The sequence below is a fragment of the Acidobacteriota bacterium genome (assembly GCA_018001935.1).
Taxonomy (GTDB): domain Bacteria; phylum Acidobacteriota; class JAAYUB01; order JAAYUB01; family JAAYUB01; genus JAGNHB01.
In genome coordinates, this window is record JAGNHB010000006.1 from 101,890 (window position 1) to 115,360 (window position 13,471).

Here is a 13,471-nt window from a genome sequence, read left to right on the forward strand (position 1 = left end):
ACCGGTGAAAATGATTTCCCTTGTTGTCTGCACGATTACCGGACACCCCCCGAAATCGCCCTTGATTCCGAGCCCGTGGCCGACTATCCTGTGAGTGCAGCATTCTGAAGTCCTGGAGGACGACCATGCCGGGAATCTCCGAGCGCAACCTGCACGACCTGTTTGCCATCGCCATCGAGGAAGAACGGAAAGCCCAGGCGCTGTACCGCCAGGCCGCGGTGCTGGCAGGGGCGGACACCCCGCTCGGCCGGATGTTCACCCAGTTGGCCAATGACGAGGCGGCGCACGAGCGGACCCTGCTGGCCGATTACGCCGACTTCAAGGCCACGTGGATCGAACAGACCCACATCTGACCCCAACGTTCCGGCAGGCGGTGTGCGGCGCCATGCGAAAGCGCTTGCCATGGTCGCGCCCGGGGCTTTACAATCCCCCGGTCCCCACGGGGACGAAGGAGGCGAGCCATGCCGAGTGTGACGGAAAACCAGGCGCTGTGGGGCGGGACCTACGACTGGAGCGGGGCGGGGGACGAGTGGTCCGCCCGATGGGGGAGCACGGAGATGCAGTGGTACGGGGCGATCTATCCCCGGATCCAGGCTTTCCTGCCGGTGGACACCCTCCTGGAGGTCGCCCCGGGCTTCGGCCGATGGACGCAGTACCTCAAGGCCCACTGCCGGCGACTGGTCCTGGTGGACCTGTCGGAGAAGTGCATCGCGGCGTGCCGGGAGCGTTTCCGGGGCGACGCCCGCCTCGAATACCACGTCAACGACGGGAAGTCCCTGGCCGGGGTCGATGACGACAGCGTGGACTTCGTCTTCAGCTTCGACTCCCTGGTCCACGTGGACCTGGGCGTCCTGCGGGCCTACCTGGGGGAAACCGCCCGCACGCTGCGGAAGGACGGGGCCGGGTTCATCCACCACTCCAACCTGGGCGAGCACGCGGGTTACCACGCTTTTCTCCGGCGGATCCCGCGGGGGAAGCGCACCCTGGACCGTCTCGGCCTCATCGACGACGTCACCCCCCACTGGCGCGACCCCGGCGTCACCGCCGCGGGTTTCGCGGCCGCCGCCCGGGAGGCGGGGCTGTCCTGCGTCGGCCAGGAGAAGGTGAACTGGCTCTGCCGGCGCCTCATCGACTGCTTCAGTGTCATCGCCCGTCCGGGTTCCCGGTGGGACCGCCCCAACCGCGTGAGGGAAAACCCCGGCTTCATGCGCGAGGCCACCGCCCTCGCCCGCCTGGCCGGGCTCTACGGGACGTCTTCCTTCCAGCCTTGATGCGGTCGAAAAAGTACCATCGCCCTCTGGGCGATGGCTCAGACAAAGGGGTTACGACACTGTGGGGTTCGTTTCCCGACTTTTTGCAAACCCGTCAGGCTTGACGCTCCCGTAAAAAGTCGCGAAAGGGGGATTTCCCGCGAATAACACGAATAGACGTGAATTTATAACACGAATAATCTCCATTGATTGTTGATTTCTGATTCGCGTTCATTCGCGTGATTCGCGGGTAAAATGCGACTTATGGCGGGGGTGTCAGGCTTGACTCCCCTCTTTTCGGCGGGCGGCCTTCTTGCGCTTCCGCAAGCGGGCGGAAGCCTGGAGGACCAGGGTCGAGAGGGTGAAGGTGTTGCGTCCGAGGAGGCGCACCCACGACCAGAGGCTCTTCTGCGGGAAATAGATCCCCCGGAAGATCAACCGGAAGACGAAGAGCGTGGCCTGCTGCTCGAAGGGGCGGCCGTTCCTCCGCAACCAGCGCTGCGTCCGGGCGAAGGCGGCGGCCCGGTAACTCCTTTTCCACGAGTGCAGAAGTTCCTTCTCCACCTGGTCCTGGGTGAGGTGGCGGGGTGTGAAGGCCGCCTTGTTGGCCTGGAAATCCAGCCAGTGCTTGGGGCGGGTCAGTCGTCCCTCTTCCGCCAGGCGCCGGTAGAGGGGGGTCCCCGGGAGCGGGGTCAGGAGGCAGAAAACCGGCATCACGGGCGGCCAGCTCTCGATGGCGTTCAGGACCCGCCGGGAACACCCCGGACGGTCCGCATCCAGGCCGTAGATGAACGAAGTGATGGCGGTCAGCCCCTTCCGGGCCATTTTCTCCAGGACCGCGGCGTACTCCGAAGGCCGGTTGAAGGACTTGCGCGCGCTGCCCAGGCTCTCGGCCTCCACGGATTCCAGGCCGATAAAGATCAGGCGGCCGCCCGCCTTCACGATGAGGTCCACCATCTCCTCGTCCTTGAGCAGGTTGACACTGATCTGCGCGCACCACGGCAGGTCAATGCCCCGCTGGATCATCTCCCGCAGGAGCGATTTGGCCCGTTCCCGGTCGATGGCGAAGTTGTCGTCCACCAGGAAGACCACCGCCTGGGCCCCGTCGCGCTTGGCGACCGACTGGATGAGAAGCAGTTCCTCCACGACGTTCTCAGCCGTCCGGAAGCGGGGCCGCCCGCCGAAGAACCCGGTCACGGAGCAGAACTCGCACCCGTAGGGGCACCCGCGCCCCGACTCCACCGGGAAGATGTAGAGCCGTTCAATGGGGATCTTCAGTCGCTGGAGCAGCCGTTTCACCGTCGACGGGACAAAGCGCATGAGGTCGAAGGGGGAAAGGTCCATCCGGTCCCAGTGGATGACGGGATAGGTGTCGAGGCTTGGATGATCGGCCGGGCCCTCCGGGAGGGTGTCCCCGTAGCGCGGCTGCAGCCGGCCGGCGGCGGCGTCCTCCACCACCCGGGGCCAGACCTGATCCGCCTCGCCCAGGACCACGGCGTCGGCGTGCCGGGGCCCGCCGCCCTCGCCCAGGGGTTCGTCCGGCTCCGCCGTGACGTGCGGCCCCCCCATGACGATGGGGACGGTCGAAACCTCCCGGATGGCGTCGGCGACCCGGTAGGCTTTCTGGGCCATCCGGGTCATGAACCCGATGCCCACGAGCCCGACCTGCTCCTTCACCACGAAATCGGCCACCTGGCCCGGCGTATGACGCGTGACGTTGCCGTCCATGATGGTCACCCGGTGTTCCTCGGGCGTCCGCCGCTGCAGGATGAAAGGCCAGAGCTGCGGCATGAAGTTCTCGGTGACCTGGTTGTCCGGGACGTAGAGCAGGATATGCACGGATCGGCTCCCGTTTGCTGCGGGGATGCTTCCGCAGACTGAAATGCACCCCGAGATCTGCGGGATGAAGAGGAGTATGGTACGCTCGAAAGCCGTAAGGGTTGCGGAAAAAGGGCTGCCGGCAGCCCTTGTCAATAATAAGTTATCCTATCACACAGGGAGAGGAAATTGAAGGAGAAAGATCGTCGCCGTCGCCGAAAAGACGCCCGGCTTGAATCATTTCATTTGCCGGTTTGGCTGCCCGGGGATATACTGGATCTGACATTGCCCATCCGATCAGACAGTAATGCGAAGAGAGGCCAACATGATGAATCGCGCAGTTTGTTTTGTTCTTGTGATTGGATTGGCCGCCTGGCGGGTGCCGGCCGCGCACCTGAACCTGGTCAAGCAGGGGGAGTGGGGGACGGGAAACTATCTCCACGTGCTGAAATCGGGGAACGTGGCCTACTGCGCCGCCGTTGCGGCGGGCGTGGACGTCCTCGACGTCTCGAACCCCGCGGCCATCAGCCGGATCGGCCAGTGCGACACGCCTCAAAGCGTTTATCGACTGGCCCTTCAGGGGAATTACCTCTACGTCGCCGACGGTTACGGCGGACTGAAGATCATGGATGTGTCCGATCCCACCGCCCCCTTCATTGTCGGAAGCTATGTCCCCAGCGCAACCAACACGTACGATGTCCAGGTGGCAGGGAACACGGCCTACCTGGCCGCCGCCGGCAAGGGACTGGTGATCGTGGACGTCACGGACCCGGCGAACCCCATGAAGATCGGCCAGTATGACACCCCTGGCGAGACCCGGGGAGTCAAGGTTTCAGGGAACAATGCCTACCTGGCGGATTACGCCAATGGCCTGGTGATCGTGGACATTTCGAACCCGGCCGCGCCAGTCCTCAGGGGCGGTCTCGATACGGACGGCAGCACGGCCCAGGTTGACGTTGCAGGGAACACTGCTTTCCTCGCCGACAGGGGCAAGGGGGTCCGGATCGTCTCCGTGGCCGACCCGGCGGCACCCACCCTCGTCTCCACCTGGAGCACCGCGGTCAACACGAGGGATGTGGAAGTCGTGGGGAACTTCGTCGTGACCGCGGTGGAGTCCAGCGGGGTGTACGTCATCGACGTGTCGTCCCCGGGCGCCCCGGTGACGGCCGGCCATCTCGGCCTTCCCGGGAACGCTTTCGGAGTGCACCTGGCCGGGGAAACGGCCTTCGTCGCCTGCCTTGCGGACGGTCTGCAGGTCGTCTCGATCTCCGATCCCTCCGCCCCGGTTCTCCTGGGGGCGTTCAATCAATCCGGTTCCGCCAACGGCGTTCGGGTCGCCGGGAGTTATACCTACCTGGCCCATGGAACCAAGGGCTTGACCGTCTTTGACATGACCAATCCCGCAACCCCTGTGCCGGTGGCGAACCTGGGATCGATCGGGGACGTTCAGACGGTGGAGGTCCAGGGGGATTACGCCTACCTTGCGGCCGCCAGCATGGGGCTGATCATCGTCTCCATCGCCGACCCTGTCCATCCCGTCGTGTCAGGGTCCGTGAACACCCCCGGTTCGGCGCGCGACGTGGAGATCCTGAACAACTACGCCTACGTCGCGGATGAATCCAGCGGGTTGCAGATCGTCGATATCACGAACCCGGCGGCCCCCGTGATCGTGGGCGCGAGCGACACCCCGGGGTCCGGGCACAACTGTGCCGTGGCCTTCCCCCGTGTTTACGTGGCGGACGGGAACCCCGGCCTGGTCGTTTTCGATGTCAACAATCCGGCCAGCCCTTTGATCCTGGGCACCCTGGATGTTCCCCCGGGGATCCGGGATGTCGGCCTTTACGGCAGCGAGGTCTACCTTACGGCGTCGAATCTCTTGCAGAAGTACGACCTTCAGGACCCCACGTCCCCGGTCCTGCTGTTCAGCTTTGCTGCACGGAGCTACATGTACTCGCTGTTGATCCGGTTCCCCTACGCTTTTGTCGGGACGGATGTGAACGGCATCCAGGTCCTGGACATCAGCGACGATTTGCACATCTACGAGGCGGCCCATGCGGCGACCCCGTCGGCCCCCATGCGGACGGACTACCACTATCCTTACCTGTACGCCGCCTGCTGGGACAGCGGCAAGCTGATCGTCTACCGGGTGGACAACCGGGCGGACGTGGACCTGGACGGGGCAGTGACCGACAACGACGTATCACTCCTGTCGCAGTTCCTGGCGGGAAGCCGGACCGTGCTCCCCTGCGGAGCGGAGTGCGCCGACGTGAACCTGGACGGCAAGGTGGACACGCTCGACCTCATGGAGGTCGTCCTCAACACGATCACGCGCTAGTTTTTGTAGAAATTTGATGCTCCCGCAACAGTCGCCAATTGGCTCTTTCCCGCGGATAACGCCGATTGACGCAGATAGCGAATCCAAAGAAATAAATGATTTGTGTCATTCCGATTCGCGTATATTCGTGTTATTCGCGGGAAATCCCCCTTTCGCGACTTTTTGCGGGCTCATCAGATTTGGGCCTCAGTGAGCGGGGGTTCGCAGGGGCCGGTCGAGTTCCGCGCGGACAGCGAGACCGAGTTTCTTCTGGATGTAAGGCTTTCGGATGTAGGGGCCCGCGCCTAGCTTCTGGGCCTCGCGGACCCGGTCCGTCTCGGCGAAACCGCTGACGATGACGGCCCGCTGGCCTGGGCGGACGTCCAGGATCCGCTGGTAGGTCTCGAGCCCGTCGATCCCCGGGTCCATGATCATGTCCAGGACGACCAGGTCCACCGGTTGCTGCTTGAGGTATTTGACGGCCTCTTCCCCGCTGGAGACGGTCGCCACCCGGTAATCCAGGCGGCTGAGCAGGTCGGAGGCCAGTTCCCGTTGCTGCCGGATGTCGTCCACCACCAGGATGGATTCCCCGCGACCGGCATAGCTCTCGGTGGAGGGCTTCGCATCCGTGCCCCCGTGCTGCCGGGTCACGGGGAAGTACAGGGAGAACGTCGTCCCTTCGCCGGGGCTGCTGACCACGTCGATGTAGCCGTCATGGTCCTTGACCGTTCCCCAGACCACGGAGAGACCGAGGCCCGTCCCGCTCCGCCCCATGATCTTTTTGGTGTAGAAGGGCTCGAAGATCCGTTTGAGGTTCTCGGGGGTTATCCCCTCGCCGGTGTCGGAAACCGACAGCACCACGTAGTCGCCGGGGACCACGTGGTCGTAGCCGGAGAGCGGACGGTCCAGGTACCGATTCCGGGTCCGGATGACGAGGCGCCCGCCCAGGGGCATGGCTTCCGCACCGTTGGACACGAGGTTCATCAGCGTCTTCCCCAGGTGGACCGGTGAGCCCAGGACCCGGAGCAGGTCGCCGTCGAGATCGGTGGAGACGTCGACCCGCGGGTGGAACGAGCAGAGTTTGGAGAACTCGGGGGTCTTCAGGAATGCCGTGACGGTTTCGTTGAGGTTGACCACGTAGCGCGTCCCGACCCCCCGGCGTGCCAGGGTGAGCAGGTCCGTGACGATGGCCGCCGCCCGTTCGCCGGCGCCCATGATGTTGCTCACGTGCTCGCGGAGGGGGCTGTCGGGGGGGATGTCCATCAGGAGCAGTTCGGAGTAGCCGACCAGGACGCCCAGGACATTGTTCAGGTCGTGGGCGACCCCACCGGCGAGCAGCCCCAAAGACTCCATCTTCTCGACCCGCAGGAGCCTTTCCTCGAGGTCCTTCCGGGCCTCTTCCGACCGGAGCCTCGCCGCGTTGGCGATGGCGATGGCGACCTGGTCCGCCAGTTGGCAGGCGAAGGCGACCTCGTCGGGCTCCCAGTGGTGGGGACAGTCGACGTGCTCGAGGCAGAGGGCCCCCAGGTTGCGCCCGGCGGAGCGGATCACCACGTCCAGCATGGAGGTGATCCGGTTCGGTTTCAGGTAGCCCTCGACGTAACCTGCTGTCCGGGGGTCGCTGAGCGGGTCGTTCGCATCCACGTAACTGGTGGTTTTGAGGGCGGCGAACTCGGCCCGGAACTCGTGCTCCGACAGGGTCCTGCCCGAGGTGTGGCGGCAGGGGGAGGCTTCGAAGAGGTCGAGGCAGACCAGGCGGGTCTCCGTCTCGTCGAACAGCCAGATGCTCACCCGTTCGACGCCGCAGGTGACGGACGCTTTCTCGGTGATTTCCCGGGCCAGGGGGCTCAGTTGGCCCGTGGGGATGAAGGGAGACACGGCGATGGCGGCTACGGCCTTTTGCTGGTTTTCCTGGCGGGTGGTGATCTCCCGGTACCGTTGCTCGCTCGCCAGGAGATCGCGGGTTCGGGCCCGTATCTGGGCCTCCGCCCGGCGCCGTTGCGAAAGGAGGGCCTGGAGGTAGAGGAGCACGAGGGCGGTGAGGGGGAGCCCCACGGCCAGCGCCCACCAGTGCATACCCCGGTCGTTCCGCTCGATGAAGGCGGCTTCCGGCAGGATCACCAGTCGCCAGAGACGGCCGGCGTACGGCAGGTCGGTGGAGGAGACCAGGCGGGAGGACTCGGCGCCTTCGGGGGGCTGTTGCCGGTAGCGGTCCCGGAAGAGGACGCGCGGTCGTCCTTCCGCCGACAGGTCGAGGAGGCACGCGTTCAGCTCGGGGGGTGGGGCGGGCTCGTTGTCGTTCCTGAACAGGTTCTGCAGTTCGAGCGCCCCCACCACCAGGCCCTTCAGGTTCCGCCGACGGTCCGCCGGGACCATGCGCCGGGGGTCGGATCCGTAGACGGGGACGAGGATCATCAGGTCGGCGGAAGCCGTTTCGGGAAGCCAGGCAACGTGTCCCGTGACGGCGGCAAGGCCGGTGCCGGCGCACCGTTCCACGGCAGCCCGGATGTCGGGGTCGGAGACGAGGTCGAAGCCCGTCAGGAGATCGAAGCCGGAAACCGGGTTGATGAAGCGGAGGGGGAAGTGCTCGTCCCGAGGGGGGGCGGGCCCGAAGCCGGAGCCGGGTTGGCGGGCCGTGACAGCCGGCTGGGGCGCCCCTTCGGTGAGGGCCCGGGCCTCGTAGCCTTCGCGCTCGGCACGGCTCACCCGGGGTGCCCAGGCAATGAAACGGAAGCCGCGTTCGAACAGGAGGGGCGTGTTGAACTGGGTGAAAGCGTGTTCGTCGATCTCGCCGAGGATGTTCACGGCACGACGCACGGACATCAGGGAGTGAAGTGCGCCGACGAAACGCTGGGAGATGCCGCGGGCCCTCTCCGTCGCACGGTTCCGGAAAAGGTCTTCCAGCGTGGCGCGGGAGTGCCGCCTCATTTCGAGGAAGGCGCCGGTGCTGAGCGTGACGCCGATGAGCGCGGCGAGCACGAGGGTCCCCCAACCCGCCGCGCCGAGGTGGGCGGCGGGTTCGCCCCGGGCCCGGCTGAAGACGTACGCGCCGGCCAGGAGGAGAATGACGGCCGCCAACCCCAGCACCCCCATCAGCATCCGGCTGGTGCTCCGGGCGGTGGCGGCGATGTCCCCGCGGACGGCGACCCGGAGCGCGGCCACGGGGTGGCCGTTGAGGTCGAGGAGGACGTCGTACAGGAAGGCGGTCCCGTCCTGCCCGGTGCCGATCCGGGGGTTGCCCGGGACGACCCGGGCCAGGAGTGCCTGCTCTTCCCGCGACAGGCGCCGGTCGCCCGAGGGGAAGAGTTCGAACGACAGGTGGGCCTGTTGAGCGAGGGAGCGCACCAGCGCGGCATCCAGGAAACGCCCGAAGACCACCACGCCGCGGGGGGGGCCCTGGCCCCCGGTGGAGAGAATCGGGCGGGCGATCATCAGCAGGGGGCCGAAATCGGTCCGGAGGATGCCCTCCACGGGTTGGTGGTTCCGGAACACCGGCCTGAGAGTCGGGAGGATGAAGGGGGACGTGCCCGAGAAGGCGGGGAGGTCGAGGGCCCCGCCGAGATCGGAGTCGAAGGTGCCGCCGTAGAGGAGCGTCCCGGCGTTGTCGTAGAAGTAGATGAGGTTGAGGTGGCTGTCCCGCTCCAGTTGGTCCCGGTCGGCGAGATTGGAGCGGATGTACTCCGGGTTGCGGGTTTCCGCGAAGGCGCAGGTGTCGTCCCAGTTGGCCCAGTCGCCGATCAGGTTGCCCAGTTGGTGGAGTTCTCTTTCGACCGCCCCCCGGGCGCGGGCACAGTCTTCCTCGGCCTGGGCCCGCTCGAGCCTCTGGAAAGCGGGCTGAACGATGAAGTGGTCTACGCTCCAGATCAGGAGCAGCGCGGCGGCGAAGCCGACGACGACAACGAGGAGAATCCGGATCGTTCGGTTCATCCCGGAAGCCTCGACCCGCGGAGCCCGAAGCCTCAGGCGGGGCCCAGGCTTTCGCCGAGGACCCTTCGGAGGGTCTCGAGAAGGTTGTTGAACGTGTAAGGTTTCTGGATGAAGCCCGCGAAGCGTTCGCCCTCGGGCTGCCGCCTTGCGTCCTGCTCGTCGAAGTCGCTGGAGAGAATCAGGGGCACGGAGGGGGCGACCCGCAGGATGTCCCGGAGGAACGCTTCACTGTCCGTCCGGGCCATGGTCAGGTCCAGGACCACGCAGCGGATCCTGCTCCCGTGGGTGGCGCACAGTTCCAGTGCCGCGCCGACCTCGCCGGCGGAGAGGGCCTCGAACCCGATCCGCTCGAGCATGCGCCTCCCGATGGCCCGGACGCTCTCCTCCTCGTCGACCAGCAGGACGGCGCCCCGCCCGTGCCGATCTTCCGCCGACGGCACCCGGTGGTCCGGCTGCGCGGCCGGGGCGGCGGCAGCGGGCAGGAGGACGCGGAACACGCTGCCCTTCCCGGGCGCACTCCGGACCTTGACGGCGCCCTGGTGCCCCCGCACGATCCCCAGGACGGCGGCGAGCCCGAGCCCGCGGCCGGTGAACTTCGTGGTGAAGAAGGGGTCGAAGATCCGGGACAGGTGCTCCGCGGAGATGCCGCACCCCGTGTCTTCCACTTCCACGTAAGCGAAGAGCCCGCCCGCGACGGGGTTCGGCTGCCAGGGCTCGGCCAGGTCCGCCGGGGTGCACTCCGCCGTGCCGGTGGAGATGGCGACGACGCCGTTGCGGTCGCCGATGGCGTCGGACGCGTTGATGACCAGGTTCAGGACGACCTGGCGCAACTGGGCGGCATCGGCCTCCACGGGGGGCACGCCGTAACCGAATTTGTACTGGAGCTGGACTTTTCGGGAAACGGACACCTGCAGCATCTGGGCCATCCCCTCGACGACTTCCCGCAGGTCCAGGCGCTGGACCAGGAAGCGGCCCCGCCCCGAGTACGCCAGCATCTGCCGGGCGAGGTCCGCCGCACGGCGGCTGGCTTTTTCGGCTTCCTGGAGGTCGATGAGGGCGGGGGATGCGGGGGAGACGTCTTCCATTGCCAGGTTGACGTACCCCAGGATGGCGGTCAGGAGATTGTTGAAGTCGTGGGCGATCCCGCCGGCGAGGACCCCCAGGCTCTCCAGCTTCTGGGCCTGCTGGACCTGGCGCTCGAGGTTGAGACGCTCCTCCTCCGCCCGTTTCTTGTCGGTGATGTCAATGGCGGTGAGGGCGTATCCCAGCGATGGGTTCTCCGGGTCGATGATGGACGAGTTGAGCAGCACGTCGATCATCGCCCCGTCCTTGCGCCGCCACTTCGCCTCCACGCTGCCGCGCACGGAGGCCGTCTGGCAGGCGTACAGCTCGCGGCCGACCCGGTCGTACTCCTCGGGGCCCGCGTAGAGCATGCGGGTGGGGCTGCCCTCCAGTTCCTCCCGGGTGTAGCCGACCATCTGGCAGAGCCACGAATTCACCCGGCTCATGACCCGGTCCCGCCCCACGGCGAAGGCGACGGGGGCGGCGGTCAGGAGACCCCGGAGGGTCGCCTCGTTCCGGCGGATGGCTTCCTGGGCCCGGGTCTGCTTGAGGATCTTCCACATGCCGTCCATGAGGAGGGTGGCCTGCCGGATGTCCTTTTCGTCATACGGGGTGCTCTTGTTGCCGACACCGGCCACCAGGACGATCCGTTTCCCGTCGAACAGGGGGATGTCCATGTGCCGGGTGAGCCGGAACCGGCTTTCGGTCGCCCGTTTCCGGCGGGTGGGCGGTTCCGGGCAGTCGTTGGTGATGATGGGCCGGCGCCGGCGCACGGTCTCGCTCCAGAGTTCGGTGGTCTCGAGAGGGTAGTTGGAGGGCTTGTCCGTGATGGGGCTGAGCCCGGGCGCGTTGCGCGACCACGTGTACATGTTGAGCGTCTTCTCGTCCTCTTCCAGGAAGGCGAGATAGCCGATGCGGCTGCAGGTGAGCTGGATCACCTTGTCGAGGGCGAAGTCGGTCAGGGTCATCTCCGACTCCCCCGAGAGGCGGGAGAGTTCGAGGAGGCCGGCCAGACGCTGCTCGTTGAGGCGCAGTTCCTTTCGGTCCTCGATCTGCTCGACCACGCGCTGCACCGCCATCGCCAGGATGTCGAGGAAGTTCTCGTCCTTGACCAGGTAGTCGAGGGCGCCGCGCTTCATCATGTCCACGGCGATCCGCTCGTCGCCCTGGCCGGTGGCGATGATGAAGGGGGGCATCACGGTCACCTGCTCGATGAAGCGGGCGGCAGTGGTGTCAGGGAGGGAGTAGTCCAGGAGGACCAGGTCGGGGGTGTTCCGGGACAGCCACTCCAGAGCGTCCTTCCCCGTCCCGACCTTCTCCGCCTTCCATCCCTCGTCCTGCAGGATGCCGGTGATCAACTCCGCCAGGGCGGCGTCATCCTCCACCACGAGGATGACTTCCCGGCGTTCCCGATGCGTCTGGGGCGCTTCCATGCCGTTCTCCTCTCCCCCGGTTGCGGGGTCCCATCACGCAGGCTCGACGTCCGCCGCCCGGGTTTTTTCGGCCCGGCGAACCTCCTTCACGACGATCGGTGCGATCGAAGGGTTCGACATGTAAAAATGATACCACCAACGCGCGTCCTGAAAAAGCAGGAATTTCACTCAGGCCAGGCCCAGTGCCCGGAGAACGACGGGGCCCAGCCGCTCCCACCCCAGGAACCGGCGGACATGATCGCTCCCCTGGCGGGTCCTCTCGTCGAGGTCGCCCGCCAGGGCCCTCTCCAGGGCGGGGAGATAAGCGGCCGTGTCCGCGGCGATCTCGACGAACGCCGCGAAATCGGCCGCGTCACCCGAGGGGTTGGCCACCACCGGGAGGCCCGCGGCGAGGTACTCCCGCAGCTTCATGATGGAGCGGTACCGGTTGGCGCCGCCGGGGCGGAGGTAGTGGACCCCTGCCCGGCAGGCCGCCAGGACGGCGGGGACCGTGGCGTGGGGGACGTGGCCGGCGAAGAGGACGCGGTCGAGCGCGCCCGAAGCGGCGACCCGCTCGCGGAAGGCGTCCAGTTTCACACCGTGGCCCAGCAGCAAAAACCCCCAGTCGGGGTGGAGTCGAAGGGCCTGGCTGAAGAGGGGGAGCAGGTCCTCGGCGTCGGAGGTGATGCCCAGGGACGCCATGTGGACGATCGTCCGCCAGCGGCCGGTGAAGGCTTCGATTGCCGGGGGAAGGGGGGCGCGGGGGGCGTCGAAGACGTCCAGGTCGATGCCCTGGGGAACCTGCAGGAGACGGTCTTCCGGGACCCGGGCGTCCCCGGCCAGGTAGGCGCGCAGGGGTTCGACGTGGTAGGACACGGTGTCGAAACGGCGGGGCCAGGCCTCGAAACCCCGCCGCACCAGCGTCCGGGCGAGGCCGGGGGGATAGTACTCGAAGTCCAGGTCGTCGACGTCCAGAGAAGCCCGGGTGCCGCGGCGCCGGGCCCGGAGGGCGGGGATCGCCGCGTTGGGCAGCGGCTTGAGGGCGTAGACGGCGTCCCATTGCCTCCCGCGTGCCAGTCGCAGCCCGTCGCGCAGGGAGCGGAGGATCGCCCGGGCCAGGGGCCCCCGTTCCGTCGTGAAACGGTAGTCGATGCCCCTTTCGGCGCGGGGCGGCTGCCCCGGCCGCAGCCGCTCCGAAAACGTCACCGCCGCGCCCGCGCGGGCGGCACAGCGGGCCATGTTCCAGAACCGGACCCCCGACCCGCTGTCGGAGGTGAGCGACGAAAGGAACAGCAACTGTGGACGATCCCGGGTTTCCATGACGAGTTCAGGGTACACGAAATCGCGCGAAGGCACAATTCCCATCATTCCCGTCACTCCCCAAATGGATCAACCGGGGAAAAACCACGAAATACACGGAATACACGAACGAAGAACACAGAATTCAGAATTCGGGAGGGTGAAGTCAGGAGGGTGAGACAGCCGCCAGAAAACCAGGAGACAGGAGATGGCGTTGGGTCTGCTGACCGGAATCGGAGACGCTGCTTCTCCGTGCCTCTATGCCTCCGTGAGAGCGATATTCCGGGAGGTCTCTGCCGGCGGCGCGGCGACCGGGTGAAGGCGAGCTTTCGTTTTCCTCGGCCACTCCTCCCGGTCGATGTCCCGGGAAAAGCGTGGAGACTATCCCC

The 13,471-nt window shown here is 66.6% G+C and carries 7 protein-coding genes; 3 read left to right on the forward strand and 4 right to left on the reverse strand.

Annotated features, from left to right (window positions below; genetic code table 11):
• Nucleotides 1–125: 125 nt before the first annotated feature.
• Complete coding sequence (locus tag KA419_04075; GenBank protein MBP7865104.1) at nucleotides 126–353, forward strand: hypothetical protein; 228 nt, start codon at nucleotides 126–128, stop codon at nucleotides 351–353.
• A 108-nt stretch (nucleotides 354–461) separates the two neighbouring features.
• Nucleotides 462–1,271 carry a class I SAM-dependent methyltransferase gene (locus KA419_04080; protein ID MBP7865105.1) on the forward strand — a complete coding sequence of 270 codons (810 nt, stop codon included), beginning with the start codon at nucleotides 462–464 and terminating at the stop codon, nucleotides 1,269–1,271.
• A gap of 255 nt (nucleotides 1,272–1,526) precedes the next feature.
• Here KA419_04080 and KA419_04085 read toward each other — a convergent pair whose 3' ends face one another.
• Entirely contained in the window at nucleotides 1,527–3,089 is a 1,563-nt protein-coding gene (locus tag KA419_04085) for a B12-binding domain-containing radical SAM protein (protein MBP7865106.1), read from the reverse strand.
• A 304-nt stretch (nucleotides 3,090–3,393) separates the two neighbouring features.
• Here KA419_04085 and KA419_04090 point away from each other — a divergent pair, with 304 nt between their 5' ends.
• Nucleotides 3,394–5,403 carry a hypothetical protein gene (locus KA419_04090; protein MBP7865107.1) on the forward strand — a complete coding sequence of 670 codons (2,010 nt, stop codon included), beginning with the start codon at nucleotides 3,394–3,396 and terminating at the stop codon, nucleotides 5,401–5,403.
• Between the two features lie 186 nt (nucleotides 5,404–5,589).
• Here the strand turns inward: KA419_04090 and KA419_04095 are convergent, their stop codons facing one another.
• The 3 genes from KA419_04095 to KA419_04105 all read right to left on the reverse strand — a co-directional run bounded on the left by KA419_04095 (nucleotide 5,590) and on the right by KA419_04105 (nucleotide 13,151).
• The gene (locus KA419_04095) at nucleotides 5,590–9,309 is read right to left on the reverse strand and encodes a CHASE domain-containing protein (protein ID MBP7865108.1); all 3,720 of its coding nucleotides are present in this window, start codon (nucleotides 9,307–9,309) and stop codon (nucleotides 5,590–5,592) included.
• A gap of 32 nt (nucleotides 9,310–9,341) precedes the next feature.
• Nucleotides 9,342–11,804, reverse strand: coding sequence for a response regulator (locus KA419_04100; protein MBP7865109.1), 2,463 nt, complete (start codon nucleotides 11,802–11,804; stop codon nucleotides 9,342–9,344).
• 168 nt (nucleotides 11,805–11,972) lie between these two features.
• The gene (locus KA419_04105; GenBank protein ID MBP7865110.1) at nucleotides 11,973–13,151 is read right to left on the reverse strand and encodes a glycosyltransferase; all 1,179 of its coding nucleotides are present in this window, start codon (nucleotides 13,149–13,151) and stop codon (nucleotides 11,973–11,975) included.
• Nucleotides 13,152–13,471: the final 320 nt, after the last annotated feature.